Here is a 15,773-nt window from a genome sequence, read left to right as displayed (position 1 = left end):
AATAAGGATGTGCCGACCTTATTTTACTCTTTCAACTACAGCTTTGAATGCCTCAGGGTGATTCATAGCCAAATCAGCCAGTACCTTACGGTTTAGCTCGATGTCAGCTTTTTTCAACATCCCCATGAATTGAGAATAGGAAATCCCGTGCTCTCTTGCACCGGCATTAATACGCTGGATCCACAAAGCTCTGAATTCTCTTTTCTTCGCTTTTCTGTCTCTGTACGCGTACTGAAGACCTTTCTCGTACTTGTTTTTGGCTACAGTCCACACGTTTTTACCTCTTCCGAAGTATCCTCTTGTGGCCTTAAGCACTTTTTTTCTTCTTGCTCTTGACGCTACTGCGTTTACTGATCTAGGCATGATTTTTTGTTTTTTGACACTCGGTGTTCCGTTTGACCGGAATCTTGTTTACCGAAGCATCTGGTGAATAAATAAACCTTAATTAATTTTTGAAACTAGTCGAAAATCAGATTTTCAACATGTCTCTTACTCTACCTTCGTCGGAAGTGTGAACCAAACCAGTCTTGGTCAATTCTCTCTTACGCTTGGTGGATTTTTTGGTGAGGATGTGGCTTTTGAAAGCGTGCTTCCTCTTGATTTTGCCGGTTCCTGTTAGGGAAAACCGCTTTTTTGCACCGGATTTAGTTTTTACTTTTGGCATTTTACTGTATTTAGTTGGTTGAAATTACTTTTTCTGTGCCTTGGGGGCAATGAAGATATTCATTCGTTTACCCTCCAATCTTGGCATTTGCTCCACTGCACCATAGTCCTCCAAAGCCTGAGCGAATTTCAGCAAGAGCATCTCTCCTCTCTCTTTGAATACAATAGACCGTCCCACAAAGTGAACGTAAGCCTTTACTTTCGCTCCTTCTTTCAGGAAGTTGATCGCATGCTTCAACTTGAAGTTGAAGTCGTGATCGTCAGTGTTAGGCCCAAAGCGGATTTCTTTTAAAACTACCTTAGCTGCATTGGCCTTGATCTCCTTTTGCTTTTTCTTCTGCTCGTACTTAAACTTCGCGTAATCGATGATTTTACATACGGGAGGTGAGGCGTTGGGAGAGATTTCCACGAGATCTAGCTCGTTTTCCTGGGCCAACTTTAGGGCTTTTTCGATCGAAAGGACTGCATTTCCTCCCTCTACGAAATCTCCTACTAGGCGCACTTCCCGTACGCGTATTTTCTCGTTGACCCGATATGGTTCTTCTCTTCTTCCTCTGGGCTGTTGTGGTCTTTGACTCAAGTTTGCTAAGTGGTTAATTTTAAATTGCCTGCAAATATCGGAATTATTTCCAATTCAAAAAACTGAATGAAAGAATACGTAATCAGTCTTTGCTTAGAGATTGAGAAATAATTCCTTGAAAATAATGAATAAACTCATCGATTGTTTGGCTTCCCAAGTCACCCTGTCCATGTTTTCTGACAGAAACTTTGCCTTCTTCCTGTTCCTTTTCTCCTACGATGAGCATGAAAGGTACCTTTCTTACCTCGGAATCCCTGATTTTGCGGCCGATTTTTTCATCTCTATTATCAATGGATCCAGTAATTCCAGCATCTTCCAACAATCCTTTCAATTCCTCTGCATAGGAAACATATTTTTCAGAAATCGGAAGAATATTGATCTGCTCAGGGGCTAGCCAAAGCGGGAATTCACCTGCGCAATGCTCGATCAACACCGCCACAAATCGCTCCAAGGAGCCGAAAGGAGCTCTGTGAATCATGACCGGACGATGCTTCTGATTGTCAGAACCGATATATTCCAATTGGAATCGGTCAGGAAGCTGATAATCCACTTGGATAGTTCCCAGCTGCCACTTTCTTCCCAAGGCATCCTTTACCATAAAGTCCAGCTTTGGACCATAGAAAGCTGCTTCTCCCAATTCGGTTACTGTTTCCAATCCCTTCTCTGCAGCAGCTTCAATGATTGCCGCCTCTGCCTTTTCCCAGGCCTCATCAGTACCAATGTATTTTTCCCGCTTTTCGGGATCACGAAGAGAAATCTGTGCGGTATAATCCTGGAATCCAAGCGCCTTGAATACATAAAGCACCAAATCAATCACTTTGATAAACTCCTCCTTCACCTGGTCCGGACGACAGAAAATATGCGCATCATCCTGAGTAAATCCTCGAACGCGGGTCAAGCCATGCAATTCACCACTTTGCTCGTAGCGATACACAGTACCAAACTCAGCATAGCGTATAGGAAGATCCTTGTAAGACCTAGGCTTATGTTTGTATATCTCGCAGTGATGCGGGCAATTCATCGGCTTCAGCAAAAAGGCCTCTCCCTCATTTGGGGTGGTAATGGGTTGAAAAGAATCTTTCCCATACTTCTCATAGTGACCGGATGTTTCATAAAGCACTTTATGACCGATATGGGGAGTAGTTACCTGCTGATAGCCGGACTTATCTTGTGCTTTTTTCATAAAAGCCACCAAGCGCTCTCTGAGCAAAGTACCTTTGGGTAGCCAAAGAGGAAGTCCCATTCCTACTTTCTCTGAGAATGTGAAAAGTTCCAATTCCCGGCCGATCTTTCGGTGATCACGCTTCTTGGCTTCTTCCAGCAAGGTCAAATAATCCTTCAGCTCTTGCGCTTTGGGAAAAGTGACTCCATAGATACGAGTCAGCATTTTGCGCTTCTCATCCCCTCTCCAATAGGCTCCTGCGATATTGGTCAGCTTCACAGCCTTGACAAAACCGGTATTGGGAATATGCGGTCCACGGCAAAGGTCGGTGAAATTACCCTGCTCATAAAAAGTGATCGACCCATCTTCCAATCCTTCCAAAAGGTCCAACTTGTACTCATCTCCTTTTTCCTGGAAGTAGGCCACCGCGTCTTTTTTGGATATTTCCTTTCGGATAAATTCGCTTTTCTGCTTAGCCAACTCGATCATTTTGGCCTCGATCTTTTCGAGCTCCTCTCCTTCCAGTTTGTGGTCACCAAAGTCCACATCGTAGTAGAATCCAGTCTCAATGGGTGGTCCTATTCCAAATTTGATTCCGGGATAAAGGGCTTCGAGGGCTTCAGCCATCAGGTGAGCAGAGGAATGCCAAAAGGTATTTTTTCCTTCTACATCATTCCAAGTAAGCAACTGAAGTGTTGAATCTTGTTCAATCGCTCGGGTAGCATCCCAAACCTGACCATTGACTTTGGCAGCAAGAACATTCCGGGCCAAACCCTCGCTGATACTGGCAGCAATCTGTAGTCCGGTAGTTCCTTTTTCATACTCCCTCACCGAGCCATCGGGAAGGGTAATTTTTATTTGTTGTGACATGTGTTTTTGTTATTCTGCCCATACAAACAGGCAGGTGAATCAGGGTGCAAATATGCATAACCAAGCCGCAAAGGAAAAATTTAGGGGAGATGATTCTTAAATCTTTGATCACAAAATAATCTGAGCACTGACTTTTACGTGGAAAGGCTTTGCTCCCGGATTATCCAAATAGGTCATCCGATGAAAGAAATCCACCCGGAAAAACTTGAAAATATTCTCTATTCCATACCCTAGCTCCACATAAGGCACACCAAAATCCAATCGTCCAAAGGTTTCAATCGGATTCCCTTCCGGATCAAAAACGGGGGCATTGGCAATATTTTCGTCTCTCACAGAGCCAAAAAGAACATTGGCATTAGCCACAGCTCTCCATTTCAGCTTTTTCATCAAGGGAATCCTGTTGAGCAAAAATCCCTCGAAAAAGTGCCTATACCTCAGACTTAGGTATCGATCAGAGGCGAATTCGTTGAAATTCATTGTATTGAAGGCCGCTGTGGTATAAAATAAGGTCTCATTGCCCAGATGGTTTTTCAAAATCGGATAAGGCACCTCTCCAAATACCTGACCGGCATCCACTTCATATCGAGAGACTCCAAACAATCCCATGTTTACCCTCTGATAGAGGTAAAAGCTCAGCTTGGTGTAGCGGATATCTCCAATCAAAAAATTGATTCCCCGGGTGTAGTTCACCTCAAAAATCGGCCATCGGGAAGGACCAAATGATGCTCTTTCGTTGTCATTGAGGATAATGATCTCATCCCTTCCGTAGCGGAGCCCCGCACGGATTTCTGTGGTCTGGAACTCAGATCTGTATTCTCGAGTATCTTTTTCCAGATAGTAAAAGTCATACAGCGGATCAAAATCAAACAGATTCAGCCCAGCTGTGAACAAGAAACCCTTGAAAAACTCCCTCTGAAAAGTCAGCTTCTGGGTCGTGGCAATGAATGGCCTTCTCAAGGTGCCAAACCTACTGGCAGCCAGGAAAATGCTATTGCCCTGAAGGCTTTCCATTTCCAAACCTACTTGATCGATTTCTTTTGAAGCACTCAGCCTAAAGGTAGTCCATCGGGCCCGATCCAAAATTCGGGTAGCTGAAGCGGAGTATTTGAACCGATCATCCTTGAAACCATGGGCCAAATAGCCCTGGAAGGCCCATTTGTTGGAAAACTTGTAATTGGTGCGAAAACCCATCCCCAACCGGATGCCTTCAACATTGTTGTAATTACCAAACTCCGTCCAAGGTCCCAAGTCAATTTTCCCCACAGGCAGAAAACCGGTAGCGAAAAACTTAAGACCTTCCGAATAAAAGCGGATAATGGGAATCGTCTTCAGCGTATCCACCATTTGGAGCACGGCCATCTCCTCGCTGCTGAGCGGATCTTTTCGATTTTTACTCCAAAAGTCCGGTGTACCTGTCCCGAAATCCGGGAGGAGCTCCACCGCTTGATTGAAAAACCGGGTAGGTTGAGGGTCATTCAGCCTGACACTGTCAGTAGCGGTGTAAAATTTAGCCAATAATCCTGCCGTTTTCGGAGTCACCTGCCCTATTTTGATCTGAACCCTAGTTTTGGAAGGAATCAAGGGTCCTGCTGCCGTAGGTTCCAGTTCCTGCTGGATTTTGATCCGTTCAATAAAGTTGAGATTGGCTGACTTGGGTATGGTCAAATCTACCTGCTTGAGGGCATAGGTTTTGGAATTGATCCAGATGGTCCCTGAAAAGGCCAAATCCTGCTCTCTTCTAGGATACACCTGAAGCTTGTAGCAGGAATCCTGCCCCACTAAGACCGAATCCAGCAGGTCGTAATCATAAAATGTCCTCCAGCCATCGGCTATCGGAGAGATGAATTCCTTTTCGAGAATATTCAGCCAGTTTTTGTAAAAGTTGTATTCCTGAAAAGCCGAACCGGTAATCTGAGAGGTCGTAGAACCATCCGTAATCCCTACCCCAGTCACCTTGGTTTTTTCGATGACTTCTTTTCTGAGTTCGGGATTGTTTCTGTAGTAAAACCGAGATACCGTCTCCGAAAAGAAAACGGGTAGAATCTTTTCTCCTTCATCATTAGTCAGCTGCTGGATGCTATCCAAAACCGAAGTGACTTTTTGAACCGATTTTCGCTGCCTGAATTCCTCCGAAAGGTGATCAATATCGATCTCTATTTTGGTGTAATTCTTCGTTTCGTAGGCTTCCAGACTTCTTTTGTCAAAGTCCTTTCTCCGCTCAGAAGCCTTTCTGATGATTTCGAATGCCGGGTTTTCTCCTGCTTCGAAAACAAAAGCTTCCAATTCAAAAGAGGAAGGCCTCAGCTGAAAATTGATTTTTTGGTCTGCCAAGTCCTGCAACGGCTTGCTTTGGGCGATATAGCCCAAATAGCTTACTTTGATGGAGTCGGTCAGGGTGCGCGTTTGGATCAGGAAATTTCCTTCAAAATCAGTAGTGATCCCAACCGTTGTCCCTACCAAAATCACATTGGCAAAGGCAATCGGATCGCCCGTCTCGGCATCAGTCACTTTGCCCGATATAGAATACTGGGCGAAGGAAATCTGGGAAAAGGCTAGAAAAAAACAGGAAAGTACTACCCGTAGGATCAAGGTTTGGAACACGACGATGAAAACTTCCGCAAATTAAGTGACTATGAAACGGCTTTGGACTATGGAGAAGTATAAATTTTGGATAAAACTCTCTCCGATTTCAAACCTCCTCCCCTGCGATTTGGTTCTTCCGCTCTTATATTTGGGCAAAATTTGAAGTGCGAATGGTATATGATGTAGCAATTATCGGAGGTGGAATCGTGGGTTTGGCCACAGGATTGAAGGTGCTCAAAGCCCGTCCTGACTTGAAAATAGCGGTTTTGGAAAAAGAAGATCAGCTGGCTAAGCACCAAACCGGGAACAATTCCGGGGTGATTCATTCCGGATTGTATTACAAACCTGGTTCTCTTAAAGCCACCAATTGCATTAATGGCTACCATGAACTCGTGCAATTCTGCCAAGAGGAGAAAATTCCCTTTGAGATCACAGGAAAAGTCGTAGTCGCTACCCGAGAAGAGCAAAAACCGCTATTGGACAATCTCCTCACCCGCGGACTTCAAAATGGCTTGACCGGCACTCGGAAAATCACGTTGGAGGAGCTTAAAGACTACGAACCGCACTGCACAGGAGTCGCGGCCATTCACGTTCCCCAGACGGGAATCGTGGATTATTACCAAGTGGCCTTGGCTTTTGGAAGAAGGATTCTACAGTTGGGGGGTGAAATTTTCTTAGATCATAAAGCTTTAAAAATAAATCAGAAAGAAGGAATCAACTACATAGAAACTTCAAGAAAAACCATTGAATCCAAATTGGTCGTCAACTGCGCAGGTCTCTATTCGGACAAGGTGGCACTGATGAATGACTCAGCCATTCGGGACGTGAAAATCATTCCCTTTCGGGGAGAATATTACAAGTTGAAGAAGGAAAAAGAATACCTAGTCAAAAATCTGATTTATCCGGTTCCAGATCCTAATTTTCCTTTCTTGGGGGTGCATTTTACCCGGATGAAAAAAGGAGGCGTGGAAGCTGGGCCCAATGCGGTTTTGGCTTTTCGTAGAGAAGGATACAAAAAGTCTCAAATCCATCTTGGGGAACTGGTAGAGACCTTGGCTTGGCCGGGCTTCCAAAAAGTGGCTGGGAAATACTGGAAAACAGGTTTTGGGGAGCTTTATAGATCTTTTTCCAAAGCAGCCTTTACCAAAGCTCTACAAGAGTTGATTCCGGAAATTCAGGAATCCGATCTGGTCGATGGCGGTGCAGGTGTGAGAGCTCAGGCCTGTGACCGGACTGGTGGTCTTTTGGATGACTTCGCCATCCGGGAATCTGTCCATGCAATCAATGTCCTCAATGCCCCAAGTCCAGCAGCTACTAGCTCTTTGTCAATCGGAGGTACAGTTGCCGAAATGGTCTTAAAGCGGTTTTAAATCGATTAATCTGAGGTTTTCAAAAACTGAAGTAGCCTTCTTTCCACCCAGTTGAACTCCTCATTTTTCAGCGTAAATCCTGTGTGTCCACCCCTTTTGGGCATTTCAAGCAGGATTTCTGGTTTGGCTTTCGCCAAATCCACAGGGTAACAGGCCTCTCCCAGCAGCGGATCATTGAGTGCGTTGACAATTAGTGTAGGAATGGCAATATGCCCCATCCAATTATCAGCACTGACACTTTGATAAAAGTCTGCTGCATCAGCAAATCCGTGAATTTTTGCAGTAAAATGCGTGTCGAAGGCATCAAAATCTTCCACTGTTTCCAACAAGTCCAAATCAAATAATTCGGGAAACTGAATCGCTTTCTGCCGGATTTTTTCTTTAAGCTTATTCAAAAAGCGCTTTTTGTAGAAAATATTGGATTTCAATTTCAAGGTAGCCGCACTGGACGGAAGATTGCAGGGGGTGGAATAGACCGCTGCTTTTCGGATTTCTTTTGGCAAATCCTTTCCCTTTTCTCCCAAATACTTCAAGGTCTGCGCTCCTCCCATGCTTATTCCTGCCAAAAAAATGGATGAATAGTCATGGCTTTTCAAAACATGATTGACCACAGTATCTAAATCATAACTCGCCCCATGATGATACAAGATGGGTTTTAGATTCATCTCACCCCCACAGGTCCGATTGTTCCAAACCAATACATCTATCCCGGCTGCATTAAAAAGCTTTACCAAGCCCATTGCATAATGTCTTTTGGAATCTCCTTCCAAACCATGGGATATAATCAGTAATGATTCACCTCCGACTTTGGACCAATCCAAATTCAAAAAATCCCCATCAGGAGTATCGATTTTCTCCCGGGTATAGTTTACTCCATCGATTTTTCTAAGAAGGCTGGGCAGGATGGTTTCCAGGTGTCCATTGAACAGAAATCTTGGTGGACGGGAATAGTCAGAAGTAAGAATTGGCATGAGTCTAAAGAATTACAGAGAAAGGCTACATTGGTGAAAAGAAGGTAGATCTTTCAATAACCAAACCTAGATTGGAAAAAATCTGCTAGAAAGAAAAAGATCCACTTTTATTTTTAAACCACCATTTTTCCAACTTCTTCAATGGCTGAACTTACCTTTACCTCAAAATCACGGTAATGCACACCGAATTTTTGAGAAAAACCCTCCGATTCCAAAATTTCCTTTCCCTGCTGAAGTGAATCAGACAACAAAATCAAATCAAACATAGCTAAGGTTGGCTTTAATTTATGCCGCACTTGCTGAATGATTACCTGATCTTTTTTCATCAAGCCTTCAGCATATTTAGCTTTGAGTTCGACTAAGCCATCATAAATAGCTTTGGTCAATTCTGCTCTAAAATCTTCATCCCCTTCTGCCATTTCCTCAATTCTCTGGGATAATTCAGGGTAAAATAGAATCATATGCTAATGTTTAAAGATTTTCCCGCCAAGAAACCCGTAGACCAGGCAGCTTGAAAATTAAAGCCACCGGTAATTCCGTCGAGGTTAAGAATTTCTCCGGCAAAGTACAGATTTGGGTGATAAATACTTTCCATCGATTCTGGATTGACTTCCTGAAGGGAAATGCCTCCTGCTGTGACGAATTCCTCTTTGAAAGTAGTCTTTCCATTAATCTCCAAAAGATAGCAAAAAAGGCATTGAACTAGCTTATTATTCAATTTTTTTGGAAAATTTTCAAAGACTTGGTCCTCAGAAATGCCTGCCTGAGTACAAAAGTGCTCCCAAAGCCTTGAAGGCAGTCCAAAAAGAGGATGGGAAATCACTTTTCTTCGCGGATGTGCCAAAGCATAAGAATTCAACTGTTGCTGATAATCGTTCTCACGAAGATCTCCTACCCAATTAATAATAGCCCTTCCCTTGTAATGATGGTCATGGAGCCACTCCGCGCCAAAAGCTGATAGTTTTAACACAGCAGGACCGCTGATTCCCCAGTGGGTAATCAAAACAGGACCGCGGTAGTTGAGCTTGGTTCCCTCGATCTTGACCTCTGCATCGGGCACCGAAATACCCATCAAATCCCTAATTGGCTCACCTGGAGTATTGAAAGTAAAAAGAGAAGGGATAGGATCTACAATCTTGTGATTTAATGATTTAAGGAAGGAATATCCATCCTTTTTTGGAAATCCTCCTGTTGCTACCACCACCCGATCAGCACGAAAAACCTTTTTCTCAGTAATCAGCTCGAAGTAGCCCTTGGCAAGGTTGATTTCCTTTATTCCAGTGGAAGTTAGGATTTGGATTTTGTTCTTTTGGGCCTCCCGCAACAAAGTGTCTATGATGGTTTGAGAAGAATTGGTCACAGGAAACACCCTACCATCTTCCTCAACCTTCAATTTTACCCCTCTGGATTCGAACCATTGAAAGGTATCCGGTATGGAAAAGTGCCGGAATACCCGCTTTAGGAATTTTTCTCCTCTGGGGTAGTTTTTTACCAATTTGGAAATTTCCATAGGCCGATGCGTGACATTGCAGCGGCCGCCTCCGGAGACTTTCACTTTTGAAAGCAACTTGGGGGATTTTTCAAAAATCGTAACTTCTACACCGGGTTTACTTGCGTGAATCGCAGCAAAAAACCCGGCAGCTCCACCTCCAATTACAGCAACTTTCAATAATTTATCCTGTTTAATATCAATGACTTAGGCCTATCTTCTTTTACTACTGCTAAAAGATCCAAGAATACCTCTTGCCAGCTCTCTAAACAAGGTTCTTCCCATCTGTCTTACCATGGTATTCTTACTCAATTCTTCCAGAAGCGATTCGTCTTTGGGTGTTCGGGTGGTTGTCCTTGGTGCTGGTCCGGGTAGTTCTGCTTTTTCCTGGGCTTCCTGTATTTTATTCATTTTCCGCTCCAATATCTCAAAAGCAGAGTCATGGTCCAGGTCTTGATTGTATTTAGGCACCAAAGAACTTGCTCTTACTACTTGATCAATCTCTTCATCCGAGAGGATGTCCATTCGTGTAATAGGCGCCCGCACCAAAGTATGGGCCAAAGGGGTTGGAATCCCTTTTTCATTAAGGGCTGTAACCAAAGCCTCCCCGATTCCCATGGAAGTCAAAACTTCGGAAGTATTATAGAATGGAGAATCCGGATAGTTTTCGGCTGTTTTCGTAATAGCTTTTCGGTCTTTGGCAGTAAATGCTCTCAGGGCATGTTGCACCTTGAGACCCAATTGACCCAATACCGAGTCTGGAACGTCGGTTGGGGTTTGGGTACAGAAATAAACGCCTACTCCTTTGGATCGGATAAGCTTGACTATTGCCTCGATTTTTTCCAATAAGTCTTTGGAAGCATTGGAAAAAACCAAATGGGCCTCATCGATAAACAGACAAAGCTTGGGCTGCTTGGCATCACCCTGCTCAGGAAATGTCTCATAAATTTCTGATAACAAGCTGAGCATAAAAGTGGAAAATAGCTTGGGCTTGTTTTGAATATCAGTGAGACGGATGATCGAAACAACCCCTTTTCCATCCTTAGTTCGGACAAAATCATTCACATCAAAGGAAAGCTCACCAAAAAACCGATCTGCGCCCTGCTGCTCGAGCTCAATGATCTTTCTCATGATCGTATTGACGGAGGCAGAGGAAACTGCACCAAATTCTTTTTCAATTTCAGATTTTCCTTCTTTTATGACGTACTGAAGGACTCGCTTGAAATCCTTCAAATCAACCAAAGGAAGGTGATGCAAATCGCAATATCTAAAAATCAAAGCTACGACTCCTCTTTGGGTATCGTTGAGCTCCAGAATTTGAGAAATCAAAACCGGTCCAAATTCCGATACGGTAGCTCGCAACTTCACTCCTTTCTCATTGGACAAGGTCATCAACTCAACAGGAAGACCTTGAGGATCATAATCAACCCCGATGGTCTCTGACCTTTTCATGATAAAATCAGAAGCCTCACCCGGCATAGCCAAGCCAGAAAGATCACCTTTTAAATCCATTAAAACCGAAGGAACTCCTTTTAATGAAAGCTGTTCTGCAATCACCTGCAGCGTTTTGGTTTTTCCCGTCCCAGTAGCACCTGCTATCAATCCATGACGATTCAGCGTTTTGAGCGGAACCTTGACTTGGGCCCCTGATACCGGACTTCCATCCAAAATCCCTGTTCCCAAAATGATGTAATCGTTTTTATATACCTGTCCATCAGCCATGTGCTGAATAAACTGTTCTTTGCTTGCCATGATGTGTTTTCTTTGAGAATTCAAACTACAAAAAAACCCTGAGTCTCCTCAAGGTTTTTTCTTCAGTGATACTTGCGATTTTTAATCAATAAGTAACTACCGGTGGAAGATCTTTAGCCTGCTGGATGAAATCAGTTACTTTATCCAAAGACGGAACCACCTTTGTCAAGCCTTTTTCTTCTTGGGTTTTGGTCAATGCAGCATGTAGATTTTCAGCGTTTCTGTTTCTAAGCTCTTTTACTGTATCAACACCTGCGGCTTTTAGCAATTCGGCAAATTGGCCTGCTACTCCATTAATCCGGAAAAGGTCAGCCATATTTACCCAATCCAAAATTTTTCCTTCATCGATTCCGGAAGCCTCGGCAAGGGCTTTTCTACCCGCTTTGGTAGCCCCTTTTTCCAAAAGACCTTCTACAGTTTTCACGCCCGCATTGGCAAGTTTCCCCTGGAAGACTTCACCTATGCCCTGAATGGTGGTAATTGCTTTCGCCATTTTTTTTGAGTTTATGATTGTTATTCAAAATAAATCCCATCCGAAAATGAGATTGAGATCGATAAAATTATTCAGTAATCCGATTTTTCAAAGTCTAAATGCAAAAAACCTGATGGAATTGAAAAATTTTAACTTGGGCATCTGATTTCTTGTTACGTATTTGCGATGAATCTAAATATCTATCCCTTGCGAAAAATAGTATTCTCTCTGATTTTGATTTTGCTGTTTAAAAGCCTCTCTCTCGCCCAAGGGATACCCAATTTAGGTCAGACTGACCGATGGATGAAAGGAGCATTGGCTGCCTTGGAGCGAAAAGATTATGAGACTGCCAATTCAATCTTTCGAAATCTGATCGATTCAGGACTTCCCCTTCCGGAGGAGATGCCCTATTACTTTTCGGAAACGCTTTACCACTTAGGCCAATACGACAACAGCCAAAATTTCTTAAACAAATACCTTGAAATAACCGGATTTAATGGCCAAAACTATAAGGGAGCAGTAGAGCTTAAAGAAAAATTAGCGGGTCCTATTGCTGAAATCCGGGCTTGCTCATTTTGCGATTCCAAAGGCTATCGATTTGGCACTTGTTTTACCTGCGAGGGGAAAAAGCAAATAGAGCAAAATTGCTCCTATTGCAAATCAAAGGGGGTAGTCGGCTGTAGCAGATGTGCAGCCACAGGGATGATCAAAAAGACAAATGTCTTTAATATTACCGAGTTTTATGAATGTGAGCGATGCTCCGGAAAGGGCCGGCTGACTTGCCCAACCTGTCAGGGCTCAGGAAAAGAAGTCAGCGACTGCAAAACCTGCCAAGGAAGCGGAAAACTTACCTCAGACCTTATTTGTGATCATCAGGAACACGTCCACGATGCCAAACCTGCAAATTGATTTTAATCCAACAAAAAAGCTAAGCTTACTTTTTGAATTTAAGTCAAGCCTTCAAAGTCTTATTTACAATACTTGGCCAGTGACTCCTTAGCACCCGGATAATCCAAGACTGAGGCTAGCTTTAAGTCTTCACAGGCTTGTTTGTTTCTGTTCAAAGCGATCTTCAGCAGTCCTCTGTTGAAATAGGCCTGTCCGAAGTCCTTGTCCAGTTGAATGGCATTTCCATAGGCTTTGAGTGCATCCTCAGGCATACCTAACTGGTGCAAAGCCCGCCCTTTCAAAAAAGAAGCCATTGCCGGAGCTCCCGGAATTTCTTCGGCTTTGGTTGCATATAAAAGTGCCGAAGCGTAATTATTCTGCTGCAATTGAACGCTGGACAAACTCAGCAAAACCTGAAAATTGCTGGGTTCAATAGTTAAAGCGGTCTCAAAATCCTGTTGGGCTTTTTCGAAATCACCCATTTCCTGATAAGCGCGACCTCTATTGTAAAGAATTTTTACATCTGATGGCTTGTTTTTCAGATTTTCCGTGTAGGTCTGAGCCGCAAGTTCATATTGACCTTTTTCAAAATACCTATCGGCGGGATTGGCTTTTTGCTCAGCACATGAAAACAAAGTCCCGGCGAGCACCGGGACCAAAATCATTTTTACTCGTAATCTCATAATCGTTGGTTTAGACTGCTACATTATTCTCTCGCAACGCATCATTGAGTGAAGTTTTTAAATCTGTGGAGGCCTTTCTCTGACCGATGATCAAAGCACAAGGGACTTGATAAGTACCTGCTGGGAAATTCTTGGAGATGGAACCTGGAATCACAACCGACCGGGGAGGGACATATCCTTTATATTCCACAGGTTCTGAACCGGTCACATCGATGATTTTGGAACTTGCGGTAAGTGTGACTCCCGCTCCAATAACGGCTTCCTTTCCGATTCTGACTCCTTCTACGATAATTGCACGAGAGCCGATGAATGCACCGTCTTCTACAATCACAGGAGCTGCTTGAACAGGCTCCAATACGCCTCCAATCCCTACTCCACCACTCAAATGAACGTTTTTGCCGATTTGCGCACACGAACCGACTGTAGCCCAAGTATCAACCATCGTGCCACTGTCCACAAAAGCACCGATGTTAACATAACTTGGCATCATCACCACACCTGAGGCCAAATAGGCTCCATATCGGGCTACGGCATGCGGTACCACCCGAACGCCCTGCTTGGCATAGTTGGATTTGAGGGCCATTTTATCGTGGAATTCAAATGGTCCGACTTCGATGGTCTGCATCTTCTGAATCGGGAAATATAGAATAACAGCTTTTTTCACCCAATCATTGACCTGCCAACTGCCGTCTTCAAGAGGTTCGGCTACTCGGATTTTTCCGGCATCCAAGTCAGAAATTATGGTTTTTATGGCGATTTCCGTGTTTTTTTCTTTCAGCAATTCCCGGTTTTCCCAGGCATTTTCTACAATAGTTCGAAGTTCCATTTTTTTACTTTATTTAGTTCTATGAGTGATAATCCAGCTCCACGAATACCTGTCCTGATTGCTTCTACCCTGAAGCCCATTCAGGACCCAAGAGCTTTTGGCAAGCTGGCGCTTTCGCTTGGCGAAACAAATAAATACCAAATAAACATCATAGGCTTTTCTTCCAAAAAGCTAAAGAACACGATCGATTTCCGATTCTTTTCTTCTATGGGCGATTCCTCTTTTTGGTCAAGAATCGGCTCCCAAATCCGCCTTTTCCGATGCTTAATAAAAATCAAACCCAAATTGGTCGTCTGCTGCACTTGGGAGTTTTTGCCTGTTTTGAGCTTATTTAAATCCATTTTGGGATTCAAGCTGGTCTATGACGTTCAGGAAAACTACATCTCCAATCTGGACCTGAACCCTGAGTTGAATGAAAAGCAGAAACGAAAAAGGGCTTTTTGGATTGGTTGGGCAGAAAAAAAAGCCAAAGTAGATTTATACCTGCTGGCTGAAAAATGCTACCAAGAGGAAATGCCGGAGAAATGGCCATTTCTGGTTTTGGAAAACAAATTTCAGGGAAAATCCTACAATTCGGCTCCTAAGGATTTCAAAACCCGAACCGAATTCAGATTTTGTCTTACTGGGACACTCACTCCGGCCTTTGGGACAGTGCAGGCAATCCGCTGGTTTCAGGAAATCCAAAAAGTCTATCCTAAATCCAGGCTTTCAGTGATCGGTCATGCTCCTGTTCCTGAATTTTTTCAAAAGCTTAAAGGAATTGAAAAAGAATCTCATGGGATGGATTGGATGATTTCTCAGACACCGATTCCTCATGAGCAGCTGATTAACACCATTGCAGCGGCTGATTTTTCCTTGCTTCCCTACTCCCTGCACGCAGCGATTGCGGATAAGATGCCCAGCAAGCTATTTGAATGTGCAGCTCTTGGTACTCCGGTATTGATTACCCCCAATCCCAAATGGGAAAATTTTCTAGCACCTTTCAAAGGAGGATTTGGAATTGATTTTTCTGATTTGATGCAAGCCGTCCCCATGTTTCAACAGGCGATTCGCCAAACCTACTTTTCCACACCTGCTCCTGGAGATGTGCTTTGGGACTCTCAAAAATCTGACTTCCAACAAGCTATCGATCAGCTTCTTTCTTAGGCCCCCTTTTCAAAATCAGTTTTCCACCAAAACCCGGAAAACTTATCCACCTCTACCCCAAAATTTACACTCATTTCATTCAAACGGAAACTGGGCATTGTACCTCTTTTCTACCCAATTTCAGAGCATATCAAAATCATTAATATTTGGTTATCAATTATTTATTATATTTTTTTATCTAATCTAAAATTAATTTAAGCCTTATCTAAATTATAGATCACAGCTATTTTGAGGTTTTCCACAGTCGATTTAGGATCTATCAAATTTTTATTTAGATTTATCTAAATTAATTTTTACCTTTGGCTTATAAAATCACAA

15 protein-coding genes are annotated in these 15,773 nt (G+C 43.3%); 3 read left to right on the top strand and 12 right to left on the bottom strand.

Annotated elements, in window-relative coordinates:
- Positions 1 to 18: 18 nt before the first annotated feature.
- The 5 genes from rplT to AAA942_RS02325 form a co-directional block, all read right to left on the bottom strand.
- Positions 19 to 363 carry a 50S ribosomal protein L20 gene (gene rplT, locus AAA942_RS02345; protein ID WP_297337729.1) on the bottom strand — a complete coding sequence of 115 codons (345 nt, stop codon included), beginning with the start codon at positions 361 to 363 and terminating at the stop codon, positions 19 to 21.
- A 106-nt stretch (positions 364 to 469) separates the two neighbouring features.
- Complete coding sequence (rpmI, locus tag AAA942_RS02340; protein WP_338218622.1) at positions 470 to 664, bottom strand: 50S ribosomal protein L35; 195 nt, start codon at positions 662 to 664, stop codon at positions 470 to 472.
- A gap of 24 nt (positions 665 to 688) precedes the next feature.
- Entirely contained in the window at positions 689 to 1,243 is a 555-nt protein-coding gene (gene infC / locus AAA942_RS02335) for a translation initiation factor IF-3 (protein WP_338218621.1), read from the bottom strand.
- An 82-nt stretch (positions 1,244 to 1,325) separates the two neighbouring features.
- A complete protein-coding gene (thrS, locus tag AAA942_RS02330; RefSeq protein ID WP_338218620.1) occupies positions 1,326 to 3,275 on the bottom strand; it encodes a threonine--tRNA ligase in 1,950 nt (649 codons plus the stop codon).
- 108 nt (positions 3,276 to 3,383) lie between these two features.
- Entirely contained in the window at positions 3,384 to 5,864 is a 2,481-nt protein-coding gene (locus AAA942_RS02325) for a DUF5686 and carboxypeptidase-like regulatory domain-containing protein (protein ID WP_338218619.1), read from the bottom strand.
- A gap of 164 nt (positions 5,865 to 6,028) precedes the next feature.
- On the opposite strand from AAA942_RS02325, the gene lhgO reads away from it, so the two are divergent.
- The gene (lhgO, locus tag AAA942_RS02320) at positions 6,029 to 7,228 is read left to right on the top strand and encodes an L-2-hydroxyglutarate oxidase (RefSeq protein ID WP_338218618.1); all 1,200 of its coding nucleotides are present in this window, start codon (positions 6,029 to 6,031) and stop codon (positions 7,226 to 7,228) included.
- 5 nt (positions 7,229 to 7,233) lie between these two features.
- On the opposite strand, the gene AAA942_RS02315 is transcribed toward lhgO, so the two are convergent.
- From AAA942_RS02315 to AAA942_RS02295, 5 genes are all read right to left on the bottom strand, one after another.
- On the bottom strand, positions 7,234 to 8,199 hold the full coding sequence (locus AAA942_RS02315; protein WP_338218617.1) for a YheT family hydrolase: 966 nt from the start codon (positions 8,197 to 8,199) through the stop codon (positions 7,234 to 7,236).
- 113 nt (positions 8,200 to 8,312) lie between these two features.
- Positions 8,313 to 8,660 (bottom strand): hypothetical protein, encoded by a 348-nt coding sequence (locus AAA942_RS02310; RefSeq protein ID WP_338218616.1) that lies wholly within the window; start codon positions 8,658 to 8,660, stop codon positions 8,313 to 8,315.
- Complete coding sequence (locus tag AAA942_RS02305; protein ID WP_338218615.1) at positions 8,657 to 9,868, bottom strand: NAD(P)/FAD-dependent oxidoreductase; 1,212 nt, start codon at positions 9,866 to 9,868, stop codon at positions 8,657 to 8,659. Before AAA942_RS02305 ends, AAA942_RS02310 begins: the two co-directional genes overlap by 4 nt.
- A 33-nt stretch (positions 9,869 to 9,901) precedes the next feature.
- Positions 9,902 to 11,440 carry a helicase HerA-like domain-containing protein gene (locus AAA942_RS02300; protein WP_338218614.1) on the bottom strand — a complete coding sequence of 513 codons (1,539 nt, stop codon included), beginning with the start codon at positions 11,438 to 11,440 and terminating at the stop codon, positions 9,902 to 9,904.
- An 85-nt stretch (positions 11,441 to 11,525) separates the two neighbouring features.
- The gene (locus AAA942_RS02295; protein WP_338218613.1) at positions 11,526 to 11,933 is read right to left on the bottom strand and encodes a DUF4332 domain-containing protein; all 408 of its coding nucleotides are present in this window, start codon (positions 11,931 to 11,933) and stop codon (positions 11,526 to 11,528) included.
- Positions 11,934 to 12,119: 186 nt separating this feature from the next.
- Here AAA942_RS02295 and AAA942_RS02290 point away from each other — a divergent pair, with 186 nt between their 5' ends.
- Complete coding sequence (locus AAA942_RS02290) at positions 12,120 to 12,821, top strand: molecular chaperone DnaJ (protein WP_338218612.1); 702 nt, start codon at positions 12,120 to 12,122, stop codon at positions 12,819 to 12,821.
- Between the two features lie 59 nt (positions 12,822 to 12,880).
- On the opposite strand, the gene AAA942_RS02285 is transcribed toward AAA942_RS02290, so the two are convergent.
- Together AAA942_RS02285 and AAA942_RS02280 are read right to left on the bottom strand one after the other, a co-directional pair.
- On the bottom strand, positions 12,881 to 13,483 hold the full coding sequence (locus tag AAA942_RS02285; RefSeq protein WP_338218611.1) for a tetratricopeptide repeat protein: 603 nt from the start codon (positions 13,481 to 13,483) through the stop codon (positions 12,881 to 12,883).
- Between the two features lie 10 nt (positions 13,484 to 13,493).
- Complete coding sequence (locus AAA942_RS02280; protein WP_338218610.1) at positions 13,494 to 14,309, bottom strand: 2,3,4,5-tetrahydropyridine-2,6-dicarboxylate N-succinyltransferase; 816 nt, start codon at positions 14,307 to 14,309, stop codon at positions 13,494 to 13,496.
- Positions 14,310 to 14,330: 21 nt separating this feature from the next.
- Between AAA942_RS02280 and AAA942_RS02275 the strand changes: the two genes are divergently transcribed.
- Positions 14,331 to 15,455 (top strand): glycosyltransferase family protein, encoded by a 1,125-nt coding sequence (locus tag AAA942_RS02275; protein ID WP_338218609.1) that lies wholly within the window; start codon positions 14,331 to 14,333, stop codon positions 15,453 to 15,455.
- Positions 15,456 to 15,773 lie beyond the last annotated feature (318 nt).

It is taken from the genome of Algoriphagus sp. oki45, from assembly GCF_036245605.1.
Taxonomy (GTDB): domain Bacteria; phylum Bacteroidota; class Bacteroidia; order Cytophagales; family Cyclobacteriaceae; genus Algoriphagus.
This window is presented reverse-complemented; position numbering and strand designations above follow the sequence as displayed.

Coding starts and splice junctions, on each gene's coding strand:
- rplT (WP_297337729.1), bottom strand. CDS start 363: ATGCCTAGATCAGTAAACGCAGTAGCGTCAAGAGCAAGAAGAAAAAAA.
- rpmI (WP_338218622.1), bottom strand. CDS start 664: ATGCCAAAAGTAAAAACTAAATCCGGTGCAAAAAAGCGGTTTTCCCTA.
- thrS (WP_338218620.1), bottom strand. CDS start 3,275: ATGTCACAACAAATAAAAATTACCCTTCCCGATGGCTCGGTGAGGGAG.
- lhgO (WP_338218618.1), top strand. CDS start 6,029: ATGGTATATGATGTAGCAATTATCGGAGGTGGAATCGTGGGTTTGGCC.
- AAA942_RS02315 (WP_338218617.1), bottom strand. CDS start 8,199: ATGCCAATTCTTACTTCTGACTATTCCCGTCCACCAAGATTTCTGTTC.
- AAA942_RS02310 (WP_338218616.1), bottom strand. CDS start 8,660: ATGATTCTATTTTACCCTGAATTATCCCAGAGAATTGAGGAAATGGCA.
- AAA942_RS02300 (WP_338218614.1), bottom strand. CDS start 11,440: ATGGCAAGCAAAGAACAGTTTATTCAGCACATGGCTGATGGACAGGTA.
- AAA942_RS02295 (WP_338218613.1), bottom strand. CDS start 11,933: ATGGCGAAAGCAATTACCACCATTCAGGGCATAGGTGAAGTCTTCCAG.
- AAA942_RS02285 (WP_338218611.1), bottom strand. CDS start 13,483: ATGAGATTACGAGTAAAAATGATTTTGGTCCCGGTGCTCGCCGGGACT.
- AAA942_RS02280 (WP_338218610.1), bottom strand. CDS start 14,309: ATGGAACTTCGAACTATTGTAGAAAATGCCTGGGAAAACCGGGAATTG.
- AAA942_RS02275 (WP_338218609.1), top strand. CDS start 14,331: ATGAGTGATAATCCAGCTCCACGAATACCTGTCCTGATTGCTTCTACC.